Origin of the sequence: Xanthobacter wiegelii, from assembly GCF_043193855.2 — a bacterium.
GTDB lineage: Bacteria > Pseudomonadota > Alphaproteobacteria > Rhizobiales > Xanthobacteraceae > Xanthobacter > Xanthobacter flavus_A.
Genome location: NZ_CM195529.1, coordinates 2738854 through 2753741 on the forward strand (window position 1 = coordinate 2738854; position 14888 = coordinate 2753741).

Here is a 14888-nt window from a genome sequence, read left to right on the forward strand (position 1 = left end):
CCGAGGTGTTTGGATGACGACCGATCGCCTGCAAGCTGCTTGGCGCTATGTCGGAGCAGAGCTGTGGCGGCCCCTGTTCGCCCAATTCGGGCATGCCCACCCCGACCTACCGGTCGAAATCGTTCGCACCCTGCTGGTCCGCCCGCGCGGCATGGCACAGATCTTTGTTGAAGCCGGCCGGTATCCCACGCTTGATGCGCTTCACGCGGACGCGGCGACCTCTCTTGATAGCGTTGCAGATGCCCGTGCGGCCCTGCGCCGTATCAAACCAGAGTTCTTCATCGACGGACGTGCCATCGCAATCCTTCTAGCGGACATCGCGGTCGCACTTGAAGAATATGGGAACCACGACTTGGAGGAAGCGTACCGCACGCGCCTCGAACAATTCGTCCGACGCCACGCACTCCCCTATCGCATTGATGTCGTGCCCGTGAGGCTGCTGCCGACCCTCGGACTCTCTCTCAGCCCGGGGAAGAAAAAGGTCTCAGGTCATCTATCAGAAAGCAACATGACATTAGAATGCTCGTTATTGATGTGCATTGCAATTACTAAGGCAATGAAAAATGATCTTCTGGGGAACCGATATCGAGGAAAACACCCAAGGCTTGGATATTCTCGGCATTAGACAGCTGGACCAAGGCCTGGAATCGAACCTTGTGAACGGCGTCACGACGGTTTCTGCACGCGGGAGATACTTTTCGATACTGCCGTGGGCGATCAAAACCTTCTATGCCACCGCACTCGACCGCGGCCGACCGTTCGCGCCGAACGAGCTCGCGACGTTCCTCACGCGCGTTGAATTCCTAATCATCGCCGCATCACGGGCAGATCCGTCTCAAAGCGCAGGCGGTGCGATACTGGGCAGTGATGTTTTCGCTGACGAGATGAAAGCCATCGCGGCCAGCCGCGCCGTTGCCCTACCTGAATCCAAGAGCAGCCGGATTCTCAACACCTACTACAATCCGTGCAAGGGACTCGGACTTCTCGATGACGGGAGGATCGGAAGCCCCGTACCCTATCAAATTACCGCTCGCGGCACGGCGCTCTGGGAAGCACGGCAAGCGACCCTTTCGGACAACTCCCTCGTCGATCTCCTCTTCGACGGCGGCATTCTTACAAAGGAGCTGGCGACGCGCGCGGTGGATGGCTTCTCGCTCGGCAGTATGGCCGCCGGAAGCGCTGAAGCGAAACTGCTCCGCGAGGCGTTCAGCAGTCCGTGGCAAACGACTCCATCTCACCAATCCCAACTCGATCAGCGCTATCGTCGCTTCGACGAGACGCGCTCCTGGATTCAAAGCTGGGCATCGAACGAACGAGCTTCGGCGAACCGGCTCCTGGCCCACAATCTCGACGCCTGTTGCAAGCAAAAGCAAGGCAGTCCAATTTCCCTGGCTTGGGCCGATTACGAGTGGCGGAGACGTCATCATTTTGCGCTAGAGCTGCTGCTCAGTTCGGTATGCGGTCTTCTGCAAGACATCGACACAGCAAGTCCGGCGGAACTCGTTCAGGCTGCTCGCGCCGACCTTCTACGTGATCCTGCCGCCCTCGCCGAACATTGGCCAGACGCACCGAAGGCTTGGGAGCTGAGCGCACGTGAAGCTGCTGCTTCGGTCCCGCCAGATCTGATGGCGGGCAAAGCGTTGCCGTTCCCCGCCTTCACGGAACTACGTGCGTCCCACCGGCTTCTTGGGGCATTCGCTCTCGTTTGCGCTCTCAAAAAGCAGACACGTCCGTTCCGTGATTTCGGGCCAGGATCACCCGTCAGATCGACGAGCGATCTGGCATTGCAACTGATCATGACAGCCGACGAGACGCCCTTCGAAAAATTCATCGGCACCTTCATGGAGCGGTGCGCGATCATCCCGCACCTTCAGGTGACGCTCAGAAAGATGTCAGGCGGGCAAAAATGTTCGTTGAGATTCTTCCCTGACGGCCAAGGCTTGCGTTTGACCGCGAACCAGAGCGGGGCGGGATTCAGCAACAGCCGCCTCGACAACACGATTAACATCCTCGTCGATATCGGCATCTTCTGCCGCGGCGCGAATGGCGAACTTTCCGCCTTGGAGGCCGCATGAGCGAGGCGAATGTCGTCAAGCGTCTGTGCGGAGCCGTAGAGAAGGCGCACACCGCGATCGTTCTCACGCACAACATTGATTTCCTGTTCATCGAGTCGGTTGTCATCCCGCGCCTCAGGGCCGTCGGATCACCCCAGGTCACGATCTTCGCGGACGCGGCCTGTTCAGCCGGAACCTATCAGACGCAAGAGACTCTCGTTTCGAAGCTGGGCTCGCGTTATCGCGTCGTGCCTATCGATCTCGGGCAAGCGCGACGCTTTCATCCTAAGGCTCTCTTCCTTGCAGGGACCGAAGCTTCAGGACTCGCGGTCGGCAGTGGCAACGCTACATATGGTGGATGGAGCGGGAACAAGGAGATCTGGACGGATTTTCTTGCGCCTGGCGATGGCGGTGCGCAGATCGCGAGCTTCCGGGATTATCTCGCGACGATCCTGACTTACGTTCCTGACCCTGCCGGGATCCGCGCCGAAGTGCTCGGTCTTTTCGAGACGGCGGAGAACGTCTGGGCAGCTGCGCTCCCGGAGGCCGGGGGACTCGCCTGGACGCCGAGCACGAAATCGATGCTGGATCAGATGCTCGCTCAGATTGGCGCGACACCTACGGCCATCGATGTCCTGAGTCCCTACTACGATCCGGACGGCGCAGCCCTGGCGAGGATCGCCGACCTCGGGGCGAAAGAGGTGCGGGCCCTATTGCAGCCCAGACGTGCTGGCCTATCACAAGACATCGTCGAGAAGCTGCCCGCGAATATCCTTCTTCGCAGCATTGAACCCGCCTCCGAAGATGGCCGGCGTAAATTCATCCACGCGAAGGCGTATGTGTTCGACACACCCAGCGGTGCATTCGTCGCGGCAGGTAGCGCCAATTGCTCGCGCGCCGCACTTCTTGCCGATGCGTCCTGGGGAAACGCGGAGATCATGGCGATTTCTCCCGTGAGAGATCAGGAGCTCGCCGATCTCTGGTCGTCTTATCTCGTGACGGATTCTCCGCCGGAGCTGCCCGCAACCCATCCGTCTGAAGATTGGGAGTTCGAAACGAGCGAGCTGCGTATCCTCGCGGCACGAAAAGACGGCGCTACCCTCACCGTTCACTACAAGGCGGAGGGTGAGCTGTCGGACATTTCCATCCGGACGCAAGCCAATGTCTTTCACAGGGCGCGTTCAGTGTCTGCCGCCCGAGCGGATTTCGAGGTCATTGAACAGGTGAGCTCGGTGACGCTTCTCGGCATCACGCGCGATGGTCGTACACTGACCTCTTTTCCCTGCTGGATCGACGACGAGCGATCTCTCCGAATGGCTCCGGCAGAGCGGATCCTTCGGGACAAACTCGAAGAGGCCGCAGCGCGGGGATCGCTGCTGGGTCGTGATTTCCTTCAAATTCTCGAACTGTTCGAGCTTCACGTTCAGCGCGACGCATCGCAGACGGGCGGAGCAAACAAAACGCTGAAGGGCGAGATCGAACCCGCCTACTTCTCGGAAGCCGACATCTATGCCGACGGCTTTGGAAGGCCGCCATCGGCCCTCAACCCTGCCTTACCGGGCGGCTTCAGTGAAGCCGACGAGCTGGCGCTGATCTATTCGTTCTTCCGAACGCCCGGTGAGACAAGCCAAAAGCACTCGATCCGGGTTCGACAGAGCGACGAAGAGAAGGAAGGCGAAGACCAGAAGCCAGAAGTGGTGGAGCGCGCATCGGTCGAAAAAGCGGAGCTCGACGCACAGCGCCTCAGGCTCACGAGGCTGCTCGCTAAAATCGAGACGGCCATGCAGCGCCCCGAATATCTGCAGCGGCGCAGAGCGGATCGCTTGGCCGGCGACATAGCATTTCTTGCCGTCCTCATGGCAAAGGCGCGTTCGGATGGGCTTTTGGATGAGCAAGTCTACCGAGCCCAATCGCTGCGTTTCTGGCGTGTCTTGTTCTTCGGTCCGAAGGGCGACAATGGCCGCATCCCTACGTTTATGAATGGGCTCGACGATGGAGCGCGTTCGGCATTCATTGCCGAAATGCGCTCACCGCGATTGAGCGCCGCGATGACGTTGTGGTGCACGTTCGACTGGGCGGGTGCAGAAGCTGAGGCGAAACAGTTCCGGTTCTCTACCGCACTGCTCGCGTCTCGGCATCGCTGGCTTTCAGAAGGCGGCGAGCATGACGCGCTGATGGAGGAGCTGCAGAAGCTCGCCGAGAAGCTTTTTCCAGCTTCTCGGCAAAAGGATCTATTCGATGCTTGGGTTCGCTGGGTCGGGGACGGCCACGCGCTCGCCAAGATATACGAGGCATTTGGGCTCCGCCCACAGGGTGAGCTCGCAAAATTCTGCACGCGCCCAGCCGTGAGAGCGGGAGAACTGGCCTGGCAATCAGGACGAGGCTTGTGCGTCAGTGATCATGACATCGCCCGAGTGCCGAAAGGCAAAGCTCATTTGCGTCCCGTCGATGGCTCGGACCGGATCCTCGTCCAATCGATGTTCGTCGCGCCTCTGCTCGACATCCTGAAGGCCGACAACACTCTGACGGAGCCTATCAAACGTCATGCCTTCGATCTACTCATTGGTATTAACCTGATACCTTTTTCTCCTCCGGGCTAGGAGAGAGTCCGAGGGTTGATTTTTGGCCTCATGACGTTGCCCCTCCTGGCTAATCCAGTTTGAAGTTCGTTCTGGCCCATTGAGAGGACCAGAACATGAGGCGCAGCCGCTTCACCGAGGAGCAGATCATCGGCATCCTGAAGGAGCACGAGGCCGGGGTGCCGGTCTCGGACCTGTGTCGCAAGCACGGGGTCAGTGACGCCAGCATCTACAAGTGGAAAGCCCGTTTCGGCGGGATGGACGTATCGGAGGCCAAGCGGCTGCGCGCGCTCGAAGACGAGAACGCCAAGCTGAAGCGCATGCTCGCCGACGCCATGCTGGACAACGTCGCACTGAAGGATCTGCTGGGAAAGAAGTGGTGACGTCCGCTGCCGAGCGCAGGGCTGTCGCCCACCTCATGGAAGTCCATGGGATGAGCGAACGGCGGGCGTGTAAAGCCACCGGCTTCTGCCGCATGACCATGAGATACGAGGCACGCGCGGGAATGACGCCTCGCTGCGTGAGCGCATGAAGGCCATCGCCCGGGAGCGACGGCGGTTTGGCTACCGCCGTCTCCACGTCCTGCTCAGGCGGGAGGGCTTCCGGGTCAACCACAAGCGGCTGTTCCGGCTCTATCGTGAGGAACGGCTGATGGTGCGCCAGCGCGGCGGTCGCAAGCGGGCCATCGGAACGCGGGCGCCGATGATGATCCCGCTGCGACCGAACGAGCGCTGGTCACTCGACTTCGTCGCCGACCAGATGACCGATGGCCGGCGCTTCCGGATGCTGGCCATCGTGGACGACTGCACTCGCGAGTGCCTGGCGCTGGTGGCGGACACGTCGCTGTCCGGGGTCAGGGTCGCTCGCGAACTTGACAGGCTTCTGGCAGAGCGCGGCCGGCCGAAGATGATCGTCAGCGACAATGGCAGCGAGTTCACCTCCAATGCCATTCTGGCCTGGACCGACGCGGCCCGGGTCGAGTGGCACTACATCGCGCCCGGCAAGCCGATGCAGAATGGCTTCATCGAAAGCTTCAACGGCCGCCTGCGGGACGAGCTGTTGAATGAGACGCTGTTCTCCAGCCTGTCCCAGGCCAGGGCCGCCCTCGCCCGGTGGCAGCTCGATTACAACACCGACCGGCCGCACTCAAAGCTCGGATGGCAGACGCCAAGCGCCTTCGCCTCAACGTTCCACCCGTGGCGGGATCAGACGCTCCGCAACATGAACGGCTCCGCGTCTGCTCCCGCCGCTCCACACGCCCGAGAAGGCAAACCCAACCGCCAGAACGAACTCACCGCTGGATAGAAGTTGGGGGCAACGTCACTCAGTCGGCCTGGATTTCCAGTGCGATTGTTGCGGCGATCTCGGCCGGGGATCGATTGCCGAGAGCAGAATGAGGGCGGTTCAGGTTGTAGTCCTCCTTCCATGAGGCGATGGCGGTGACGTGCTCCAACGCTGACGGGGCGTAAAGTCCAAAAGCGGGCTTTAGAGGGCTATAGCGTAGACGTAGTTCTCATCTGGCTCTGACGCGGCCCGCCATTTCAATCCCATCCGCGCAAGAGCTAAAGCTTGCGAACGTAGATGAGGATGAAAACAATCAGCCCTATGGCAAGCAGAGCCATAAGGGCGGTCTGGCCTCCATTGGTCCAAAACGGGATCTGATCGAAGCGATGGACGATCAACGGCTCAGCCTCGATTGACCTACGGCGAAACGTTATCTCACATCACCGCAGGCGTCAGGCCTTTTTACAGTTGGAGGGAACGGATCGCGCCCCCTCACCCCAGCGCCCCATCCGGCGCCTCGATCGTCAGCAGGTTCGACAGGTCCTCCCCGCTCTCCGGCGCGGCCATGGGGCAGGTGGTGCCGGGCAGGACGGCCACGTCGAACAGTTCGCGGATGGCGCCTTCGAGGCGGATCCATTCCACCACGTCGCCGGTGGCGAGCTTGATGATCTGGACGCCGCACCAGGGCGTGCCGCCGCGCCGGGCGATCTCCTCTTCCAGCGGCAGGCCGGAGAAGGAGAGGTTGCGCGGCAGGGAAAGCGTGACCACCGCGTGGCCGGCGTGGATGGAGAGGCCGCGCAGGAAGCCCGGGCAGAAGGCCACATCCTGCTTCGCGCCGGTGACGGGATCGACCCGCACCAGATAGCCCCGCGCGGAATCGAGCAGCCATATCCAGCCGTCATGGACACGCGGCGAATGGGGCATGGAGAAGCCGCCGGCGATCACGGCGTGGTCGTCCACCCGGATGAGCAGCCCGCCGCCGACCCGGTGCTCGCGCCAGCCGTCCACCACATCGGTGGCGGAGACGGCGGTGACATAACGCACGCGCCCGTTCTCCACCGCGAGCCCGTTGAGATGGCAGCGATCCTCGGCGGCGAGGCGGGAGATGAATTTCGGCTTCCACACCGGCTTGAAGGAGTGGGTGGCGCTCACCGTCGCGAGGCAGCTGAACTTGGTATTCACGAACACGATGCGGCCGCTCGCCTCAACCGCGATCTCGTGGGCGTCCACGTCGCCGGTGACGAAGGCGGTGCGCGGCACGTAGAGGCGGTCGAAATTCTGGTTCGCCCGCTCGTCCGGGCCGAGCACGTTGGCGAAGCGCCAGATCTGGTTCAGCGAGGCGAGATAAAGCTCGTCGCCGCGCGGGGCGAGCCCCATGGCGCGCACGAAATTGCGCTGGTGGAAGGAGAGATTGTCGTTGCCGAACTGGCCGACGAGGAAGAGCTGCCCGCTCTGGTAGGACGAGAAGGCGAGGCCCACCCGATGCTGCGCCAGCCACGTGGCGAAGCTGCGCGAGCAGGTGATCTGGGTCTGGTCCTCCGCCAGCGACGGCGGGGCTGCCGCCCCCCGTGTCACGTCTGCCGCGTGCGCCTCCCCCATGCTCACCACCCGCTCCGGATATGGGGGCTCGCCGCCCCCAGGGCGAAGGATTGAACCCGCTTTTTGGAGCTGAGGCCAGACCGCCAGGAGCCGAAGGCGACGCCGCTGCCGACCGCCGTGTCTCCGACGATCACCTCGCCCTCGTTGCCCAGACCATCCGCTCCAACGACGAGGGCCGCGCGGATCTAGCGCCCGAACACCGCCCGCACCGCCGCGACCAGCCCATGCGCGTCCGCCGCGATGGCTTCCACCGACTTGCCCGGCTTGAACAAGGCCGAGCCGATGCCGAAGCCCTCGGCGCCGGCCGCGCGGTAGGCGGCCATGTTGGTGGTGTCGATGCCGCCCACGGGCAGGAGCGGGATGTCGGTGAGCACCGCGCGCCACGCCTTCACGAGGTGGGGCGGGATGCCTTCGGCCGGGAACAGCTTCAGGGCGTCGGCGCCGGCGGCGCGGGCGGCGAAGGCTTCGGTGGGGGTGGCGACGCCCGGCGTGCAGACGAGGCCGGCCGCCTTGGCGGCGCGGATCACCGCCACGTCCGCATGGGGCATGACGATGAGTTCGCCCCCCGCCGCCTTCACCGCGTCCACATCCTCCGGCGTCAGCACCGTGCCTGCGCCGATCAGCGCGCGGTCGCCGAAGGCGTCGGCGAGGATGCGGATGGAGGCCAGCGGCTGGGGCGAATTGAGCGGCACCTCGATGATGGCGAAGCCCGCCCCCACCAGCGCCGCGCCGATGTCGAGCGCCTCCTCCGGCTTCAGCCCGCGCAGGATGGCGACGAGGGGGCAGGCGGCAAGGGCGTCCTTGAAGGTGGGCATGGATCGCACTCCTGAAATCAGATGAAACCCGCCGCGCGCGCCACCGCGTGCTGTCCGGCCGGGCCGCAGCCCTCCGGCGCGCGGGCGTGGGGCAGGCCGAGGAGGGTCGCGGCTTCGGCATAGCGCGCGGCAAGCGCGGGGTTGGCCACCAGCGTGAACGGTTCGCCGGCCGAGGCATCGCGCAGTTCGGCACCGATGAGGAGGCCGGAGAGCATGTCCGCGCTGTCCGCACCCGCCAGCCGGCCGGTGAGGCCGAGCGCGCGCAGCGAGAACAGCCGGCCGAGCAGCGCGCCCGGCCCTTCGAGCGCCGCCGCCGCGTCCACGCCCCGGCGGAAGCCTGCGGCGGAAAAGGCCCCCTCCTCCATCATGCGGCCGAGGATGGTGTGGCCCCTGAGCGCGGCGAAGACCTCGCCCGTCATGTAGGTGGCGAAGGTGGTGATTCGGCCGGCTTCGACACGCACCCATTTGGAATGCGTGCCCGGCAGCACGAACAGCCCGTCCGATATGCCGAGGCGCGCCAGGGCGCCGAGCACCTCCACCTCCTCGCCGCGGATCACGTCCGGCGCCTTGTCGTCGTCCTTCAGCACGCCGGGCACGATGGCGATGGGGCCGAAGCCGGGTTGCGCCGGCACTTCGGCGAGGGCGGCGGCAAGATCGGGAAGGCCGGCGGGGCAGCGCGCATAGGGCGCCTCCATCCAGCCCTGGCGGCTGCCCACCATGCCGGAGAGCAGCACCGGCAGGGGGCCATGCTCGCACGCCCAGTCGCCGGCGATGGCGGCCAGAACCTCGGGAAAGCTCGCGCCGCCCAGCGCCATGATGCCCTGCACGCTCGCCCGGCTGGCGAGCACCTGCCCATCCGCCGCCATGAGATAGGCGCGGAGCGCGGAGGTGCCCCAGTCACAGGTGATGAGCACGGGCGTGATCGGCGCGGAGGTCATTTTGGCGTCAGTGATGCAGGATCTGGCCGAGGAAGGTGCGGGTGCGCTCGCTCTTCGGATTGGCGAAGAAGGTGGCGGGCGGCCCCTCCTCCACGATTTCGCCCTTGTCCATGAAGATCACCCGGTCGGCCACCTGCCGCGCGAAGCCCATTTCGTGGGTCACGCAGATCATGGTCATGCCGTCCTGGGCCAGCGAAATCATGGTGTCCAGCACCTCCTTCACCATCTCCGGGTCGAGGGCGGAGGTGGGCTCGTCGAACAGCATCACCTTGGGCGTCATGCACAGCGCGCGGGCGATGGCCACGCGCTGCTGCTGGCCGCCGGAAAGCTGGCCGGGATATTTGTTGGCCTGCTCGGGAATGCGCACGCGCTCCAGATACTTCATGGCGATGGCGTCGGCCTCGGCGGGCTTCATGCCGCGCACCTTGCGGGGCGCCAGCGTGCAGTTCTGCAGCACGGTGAGGTGCGGGAACAGGTTGAAGCTCTGGAACACCATGCCCACCTCGGCCCGCACCTTGTCGAGCCCGCGCGAAGACTTTCCGACCTGCGTGCCGTCCACAACGATCTCCCCGCTCTGGTGATGCTCCAGCGCGTTGATGCAGCGGATGAGGGTGGACTTGCCGGAGCCGGACGGCCCGCAGATGACGATGCGCTCGCCCTGGTGCACGTCGAGGTTCACGGCCTTCAGTGCGTGATAGGTGCCGTAATATTTCTCGACACCCGCCATGCGGATCATGACCGGGCGCGCGTCGCCGGCGGGCGTGCTGTCGGAGGCGGCGGGAGTGAGCATGGCGAGGCCCTTCTCGTGTCTGTCGATGTCAGCGTTGGATGCCGGACTTGACCTGTGCCGTCATGCCCCGGCTTGTCCGGGGCATCCACTTGGCCGCTGGCCCGGCACTCCGATGGTTAGAACCAGCCCGGCCGAACAGTGGATCCCCCGGACAAGCCGGGGGATGACGGTTCTGAAGGCCGAGGGAAGGCGACGGACCCGGCCCCTCAGAACGTCGGCATGGTCGGCAGCGGTTCCTTGAACCACTTCTGGTTGATGGCGTCGAGCTCGCCGTTGTTCTTCACGAAATAGAGGAAGGTGTTGATCCACTGGAGGAAATCGGTGGAGCCGCGGCGCACGGTGATGCCGTTGTACTGGCTGCGCAGGGTGATCTTCCTCTCGATGCCCATGTCCGGATTGGCCTGGGCGATGTTGGCGCCGATGAGGTTGTTGGCGCCCAGCAGGTCCACCTGGCCGGAGAGGAAGGCCTGCACGGCGGTGGCGTCGTCGTCGAAGCGCATGATGGTCGCGCCCTTCGGTACGGCGGCGGTGAGCGCCGTGTCCTGGGTGGAGGCGCGCGCCACCGCGATCTTCTTGCCCACCGTCTGGTCCAGGCTCTTGATCTCGGTCTTCTTGGGGCCGATCAGCTGGATCTCGATGGTGGAATAGGGGATGGAGAACATCACCTGCTTGGCGCGCTCGGGGGTGATGCCGAACACCGCCACCAGCACGTCCACCTTGTTGGTGAGCAAATAGGGGATACGGTTCGGGCCGGTCACCGGCACCAGTTCCACCTCGACGCCGAGATACTTGCCCATGAGGCGGGCGACGTCGGCGTCATAGCCTTCCGGCTTGCCCTGGGTGTCGAGCAGGCCGAAGGGGGCCACGTCCACCAGCATGCCGACGGTGAGCTTCTTTTTCGACAGGATGTCGTCGATGCTCTGCGCCGAGGCGCCGTGGGAGAGGCCGGTGGCGGCCAGCGCCGCAAGGCCCAGCGCGGCGACGGCGCCGCGCGCGCTCTTCAGAATGGTGCCGAAAGTCATCGTCTCTTCCTCCGTCTGCGCCGCGTGCGGGGCGGCCTTGGTCTTGAGGGTCAAATCGAGGCGTCACCGGGACACGGTGCCGAAACGCTTTTCGAGGTGGCGGGCGTAGAGCGAGAGCGGCCAGCACAGGGCGAAGTAGAGGGCCGCCACGATGCCGAACACGAGGAATGGCCGGAAGGTCGCGTTGTTCACGATCTGCCCGGCGCGGGTCAGCTCCACGAAGCCGATGATGGAGGCGAGCGACGTGCTCTTCACCAGCATCACCAGGAAGCCGACCGTCGGCGCCACCGCGATCTTCGCCGCCTGCGGCAGGATGATCTCGCGCATCCGCGTCACGTAATGCAGGCCGAGGGCGGTGGAGGCCTCCCACTGGCCCTTGGGGATGGCCTGGATGCAGCCGCGCCAGATCTCGCCGAGGAAGGCGGCGGCGTTCAGCGTGAGGCCGATGGCGGCGGCGGCCAGCGGGTCCACCGAGGCGCCCACCATGGTGGCGCCGAAGAAGACCAGGAAGAGCTGCATCAAGAGTGGCGTGCCCTGGAAGACGAGGATGTAGGCCCCGGCCGTCGCCCGCAGCCACGCCCACGGGGCGGTGCGCGCCAGCGCGATGATGAGCCCGAGCGTCGCTCCGCCCGCGAAGGCGATGGCCGAGAGCAGCAGCGTCCAGCGCACGGCGGAAATGAGGAAGAGGAATTCGGCGGAGGTGAACTGGCGGATCATGTCGCTCCCCTCCTTCAGCGTGCGGCATCTGTCCGCGCGAACACCGCGCGGTAGATGAGGGCGAAGGTGCCCGCGAACATCAGCGACATGGCGAAGTACATGCCCGTCACCACGATGTAGATCTCGAACGAGCGGAAGGTCTGAGATTGCAGGTTGTTCGCCACCGCCGTCAGCTCTTCAGCCGAGATGGCGGAGACCACGGAGGAGGTCAGCATCAAAAGGATGAACTGGCTGGTGAGCGCCGGATAGATCGCCTTCAGCGCCGGGAACAGCACGATATCCTTGAAGATCTGCAAGGGCTTGAGCCCGAGCGCCAGCCCGGCCTCGATCTGCCCCCGGTGGATGGTCTCGATGCCGGCGCGCACGATCTCGGTGCAATAGGCGCCGGCATTGATGACCATGGCGAGCAGCGCCGCCTCGTTGGCATCGAGCCTGATGCCGGCGCGCGGCAGGCCGAAGAAGATGAGGAAGATCTGCACCAGGAAGGGCGTGTTGCGGATCACCTCCACATAGACATCCACCAGCCAGCGCACCGGGCGCGGCCCCTGCGTCTTGCCCAGCGCGCAGAGGACCGCGACGGCGAGGCCGAGGATCATGGCGAGGCCGGAGAGGCGGATCGTCAGCCACGCGCCGAGCAGCAGTTCGGGCCAGGCGTTGAAGACGTCTCCGAACTGGAAGACGTAGTTCATCTCGCGCCTCCTGTCGGGCGTTTGGCAACCGTCCCCGCGCCGCACGACTGGCGGATGACGAGGCGGGGCGGAATGATGATCTCCTCCCGCGGACGCTCCGGATGGGCGATGCGGCGCAGCAGCAGCCGCGCGGCCTCGCGCCCGACCACGCGGGGATCGGTGGTGAAGGTGGTGAGCGCGGGGCGGTGCAGGCCCGCCTCGTCCACGTCGTCGCAGCCGACCACGGCCACGTCCCGGCCCGGCACGAGGCCGCGCTCGTCGAGGGCGAGCATGACGCCGAAAGCCACCACGTCGTTGTAGCAGACGATGGCCGAGGGGATGTCCCCCTTGGCCAGAAGCTCGCGCGCAGCCGTGTAGCCCGACGAGCGGTCGATGACCGCGCAGGGCACCACAGCGCCGCTCTTGAGCTTGTGGCGGCGCAGCGCGCGGTGAAAGCCGGCCATGCGCTCCGCCAGCGGCGCGATGCGGCGCACGCCGCCGACGAAGGCGATGTTGCGATGTCCGAGCGCGATCAGGTGCTCGGTGATCAGCTCCATGCCGGCGCCGTAGTCCGGGCCGACATAATCGGCGGGAAAGCCCTCCACGCGGCGCTGCGCGAGCACGCAGGGCATGCGGGCGCAGGCCCCCTCCTCCAGCGCGTCGGCGCGGGTGTTCTCGGAGGCCACCACCACCAGCCCGTCGACGCCATGCTCCTGCATCCGCACCAGCACCTCGCGCTGGCGGGCGGCGTCCTCGGCGGCGTTGCCGATGAAGGCCATGTAGCCTTCGGTGCCCAGCACCTCGTCGATGCCGGCGGTGAGCTGGGCGAAGTTGGGGGTGGTGATCTCGCACAGAACGAGGCCCACCGTGCGCGAGGCGCCGGAGCGCAAATTGGCGGCGCTGCGATTATAGACATAGCCGAGGCCGGCCATGGCCTCCTCGACCTTGGCGCGGGTCTCCGCCTTCACCAGCGGGCTCTTGCGCAGGACGAGGGAGACCGTGGCGCGGGAGACGCCGGCGTGGGCCGCCACGTCCTTCAGCCGCACCCGGAGGCCGCTGGCAAGCGGCACCTCGTCCGGCAGATCGGCCGGTTCGGCAGCATCGCGGGCGGCCGGCAAGCGGCGGCCCTGCGGCCCCTTGGCACCCTCCACGCGCAGCCTCCTCGCCGGTAACGGGTTCTTAACGAACCTCTCGACGGCCCATGTCTAGGAGAGAGCGCGGGGTGGGGTCAACGAAAATTTAGATCGATCTAAATGCTGCGCCGCAACGGTCGCGGCCCGAAAGCCGGAGCGTTACCCGAGCTTTGCCGGAGGGTCAGGCGATGGCGATGACTTCCACGTCGCGCCCCGCCACCATGGCCACGTCCCCCACCGCCTTGCCCATCACGGCGGCGGCAAGCGGCGAGACGTAGGACACCGAGCCCTTCGCCGGGTCGGCCTCGTCCTCGCCGACGATGCGGAAGGTCTGGCGGCGACCGTCCTCGCGGTCGAGGGTCACGGTGGTGCCGAACTGGACGGTCTCGGGACAGGGCGGGGTCTCGATGAGCTGGGCGCTGGCCCGGCGGGCGCCATAATAGCGCAGGTCGCGCGTTGCCCGCGCCATCGCCGTCCGGTCCGCCTGCACGTCGCCGGTCTGCGCTTCGGCATAGGCGGCGCGCGCCTCGGCCAGCGCTACATCGAGCGCGGCAAGGCCGCTCGCCGTCACGAGGTTCGGATGCGGCGAGATGGGCCGGTCCGGAAGATCGGCGGCGGTCGCTTCGAGGTCGTTCTCACGCGTGAAGGCAACGGACATTCAAAAGCAAATCCCGGAGCTTGAGGCATCTCCCCGAACAGCGGGGAAAGTTGACCTAAGCATCCGGGATCAAGCTTTCAACCGGCCGCCGCCCTGCGACGGCCGGGCCGGCTCACTTGAGCTGGGATTCGACCTTGGCGATGGCGGCGACAGCACAGGCCTCGTCGAGGTTGCCGCCGGGGGCGCCGCCGATGCCGACCGCACCGATGGTCTCGTTGCCCACCTTCACCGGCACGCCTCCACCCAGCACCAGGAAGCCATCGATGGCCACGAGCTGCGCAGAGGCGGGGTTCTTCTGCACGTTCTCGACGATCACGGTGGTCGGGGTGCGGGTGGAGGCGGAGGTGAAGGCCTTGCGGCGCGCCGCCTCGACCGTGTGCGGGCCGGCATTGTCGGCGCGGGCGAAGGCCCTCAGGACGCCGGCGCGGTCCACGACCGCCACCGACACGTTGTAGCCCTGCGCCGCGCAGGCCGCGACACCCTCGCGGGCGATGTCGAGGGCGATGGCCAGCGGCATGTTCCGCTCCTGCAGCGCCTGGGCCGCGACGGGGCCGGCGAGCGTGGCGAAGGTGGCGGACACGGCGGCGGCGAGGAGGAGGCGGTTCATTCTTGGCCCTTTCCCTGGGGTCTC

Annotated in this window: 14 protein-coding genes and 1 pseudogene; 4 read left to right on the forward strand and 11 right to left on the reverse strand. The window is 65.5% G+C overall.

The window, feature by feature from the left end:
- The first annotated feature begins 13 nt into the window (after window positions 1-13).
- The 4 genes and pseudogenes from V5F63_RS12660 to V5F63_RS12675 all read left to right on the forward strand — a co-directional run bounded on the left by V5F63_RS12660 (window position 14) and on the right by V5F63_RS12675 (window position 5938).
- Complete coding sequence (locus V5F63_RS12660) at window positions 14-625, forward strand: hypothetical protein (RefSeq protein ID WP_394101989.1); 612 nt, start codon at window positions 14-16, stop codon at window positions 623-625.
- Window positions 564-2075 (forward strand): hypothetical protein, encoded by a 1512-nt coding sequence (locus V5F63_RS12665; protein WP_394101990.1) that lies wholly within the window; start codon window positions 564-566, stop codon window positions 2073-2075. The genes V5F63_RS12660 and V5F63_RS12665 overlap by 62 nt, the downstream gene beginning before the upstream one ends.
- Entirely contained in the window at window positions 2072-4654 is a 2583-nt protein-coding gene (locus V5F63_RS12670; protein ID WP_394101991.1) for a phospholipase D family protein, read from the forward strand. Before V5F63_RS12665 ends, V5F63_RS12670 begins: the two co-directional genes overlap by 4 nt.
- A gap of 95 nt (window positions 4655-4749) precedes the next feature.
- A pseudogene (locus tag V5F63_RS12675) lies at window positions 4750-5938 on the forward strand (IS3 family transposase).
- A gap of 19 nt (window positions 5939-5957) precedes the next feature.
- On the opposite strand, the gene V5F63_RS12680 reads toward V5F63_RS12675, so the two are convergent.
- The 11 genes from V5F63_RS12680 to V5F63_RS12730 form a co-directional block, all read right to left on the reverse strand.
- A complete protein-coding gene (locus V5F63_RS12680) occupies window positions 5958-6086 on the reverse strand; it encodes an integrase core domain-containing protein (protein WP_394102451.1) in 129 nt (42 codons plus the stop codon).
- Window positions 6087-6409: 323 nt separating this feature from the next.
- Window positions 6410-7516, reverse strand: a complete 1107-nt coding sequence (locus V5F63_RS12685; protein WP_394102458.1) for a TIGR03032 family protein — start codon at window positions 7514-7516, stop codon at window positions 6410-6412.
- A gap of 185 nt (window positions 7517-7701) precedes the next feature.
- Window positions 7702-8331: a 2-dehydro-3-deoxy-6-phosphogalactonate aldolase gene (locus V5F63_RS12690; protein ID WP_394102450.1), complete on the reverse strand. Its 630-nt coding sequence runs from the start codon at window positions 8329-8331 to the stop codon at window positions 7702-7704.
- A gap of 17 nt (window positions 8332-8348) precedes the next feature.
- A complete protein-coding gene (locus tag V5F63_RS12695; protein WP_394102449.1) occupies window positions 8349-9269 on the reverse strand; it encodes a 2-dehydro-3-deoxygalactonokinase in 921 nt (306 codons plus the stop codon).
- A gap of 7 nt (window positions 9270-9276) precedes the next feature.
- A complete protein-coding gene (locus V5F63_RS12700) occupies window positions 9277-10005 on the reverse strand; it encodes an amino acid ABC transporter ATP-binding protein (RefSeq protein ID WP_394102457.1) in 729 nt (242 codons plus the stop codon).
- 260 nt (window positions 10006-10265) lie between these two features.
- A complete protein-coding gene (locus V5F63_RS12705) occupies window positions 10266-11081 on the reverse strand; it encodes a transporter substrate-binding domain-containing protein (RefSeq protein WP_245327559.1) in 816 nt (271 codons plus the stop codon).
- A gap of 63 nt (window positions 11082-11144) precedes the next feature.
- On the reverse strand, window positions 11145-11798 hold the full coding sequence (locus tag V5F63_RS12710; RefSeq protein WP_394029208.1) for an amino acid ABC transporter permease: 654 nt from the start codon (window positions 11796-11798) through the stop codon (window positions 11145-11147).
- Window positions 11799-11812: 14 nt separating this feature from the next.
- The gene (locus V5F63_RS12715; RefSeq protein ID WP_209489396.1) at window positions 11813-12487 is read right to left on the reverse strand and encodes an amino acid ABC transporter permease; all 675 of its coding nucleotides are present in this window, start codon (window positions 12485-12487) and stop codon (window positions 11813-11815) included.
- Window positions 12484-13617: a LacI family DNA-binding transcriptional regulator gene (locus V5F63_RS12720; RefSeq protein ID WP_394102448.1), complete on the reverse strand. Its 1134-nt coding sequence runs from the start codon at window positions 13615-13617 to the stop codon at window positions 12484-12486. The genes V5F63_RS12715 and V5F63_RS12720 overlap by 4 nt, the downstream gene beginning before the upstream one ends.
- A 163-nt stretch (window positions 13618-13780) precedes the next feature.
- The gene (greA, locus tag V5F63_RS12725; protein ID WP_394102447.1) at window positions 13781-14257 is read right to left on the reverse strand and encodes a transcription elongation factor GreA; all 477 of its coding nucleotides are present in this window, start codon (window positions 14255-14257) and stop codon (window positions 13781-13783) included.
- 112 nt (window positions 14258-14369) lie between these two features.
- Window positions 14370-14864 (reverse strand): GlcG/HbpS family heme-binding protein, encoded by a 495-nt coding sequence (locus V5F63_RS12730; protein ID WP_394102446.1) that lies wholly within the window; start codon window positions 14862-14864, stop codon window positions 14370-14372.
- Between the last annotated feature and the right edge of the window lie 24 nt (window positions 14865-14888).

Excerpts from the sequence above, each read along its gene's own strand:
- V5F63_RS12660 (WP_394101989.1), top strand. The coding sequence starts at position 14 with ATGACGACCGATCGCCTGCAAGCTGCTTGGCGCTATGTCGGAGCAGAG.
- V5F63_RS12665 (WP_394101990.1), top strand. The coding sequence starts at position 564 with ATGATCTTCTGGGGAACCGATATCGAGGAAAACACCCAAGGCTTGGAT.
- V5F63_RS12670 (WP_394101991.1), top strand. The coding sequence starts at position 2,072 with ATGAGCGAGGCGAATGTCGTCAAGCGTCTGTGCGGAGCCGTAGAGAAG.
- V5F63_RS12685 (WP_394102458.1), bottom strand. The coding sequence starts at position 7,516 with ATGGGGGAGGCGCACGCGGCAGACGTGACACGGGGGGCGGCAGCCCCG.
- V5F63_RS12690 (WP_394102450.1), bottom strand. The coding sequence starts at position 8,331 with ATGCCCACCTTCAAGGACGCCCTTGCCGCCTGCCCCCTCGTCGCCATC.
- V5F63_RS12695 (WP_394102449.1), bottom strand. The coding sequence starts at position 9,269 with ATGACCTCCGCGCCGATCACGCCCGTGCTCATCACCTGTGACTGGGGC.
- V5F63_RS12700 (WP_394102457.1), bottom strand. The coding sequence starts at position 10,005 with ATGATCCGCATGGCGGGTGTCGAGAAATATTACGGCACCTATCACGCA.
- V5F63_RS12705 (WP_245327559.1), bottom strand. The coding sequence starts at position 11,081 with ATGACTTTCGGCACCATTCTGAAGAGCGCGCGCGGCGCCGTCGCCGCG.
- V5F63_RS12710 (WP_394029208.1), bottom strand. The coding sequence starts at position 11,798 with ATGATCCGCCAGTTCACCTCCGCCGAATTCCTCTTCCTCATTTCCGCC.
- V5F63_RS12715 (WP_209489396.1), bottom strand. The coding sequence starts at position 12,487 with ATGAACTACGTCTTCCAGTTCGGAGACGTCTTCAACGCCTGGCCCGAA.
- greA (WP_394102447.1), bottom strand. The coding sequence starts at position 14,257 with ATGTCCGTTGCCTTCACGCGTGAGAACGACCTCGAAGCGACCGCCGCC.
- V5F63_RS12730 (WP_394102446.1), bottom strand. The coding sequence starts at position 14,864 with ATGAACCGCCTCCTCCTCGCCGCCGCCGTGTCCGCCACCTTCGCCACG.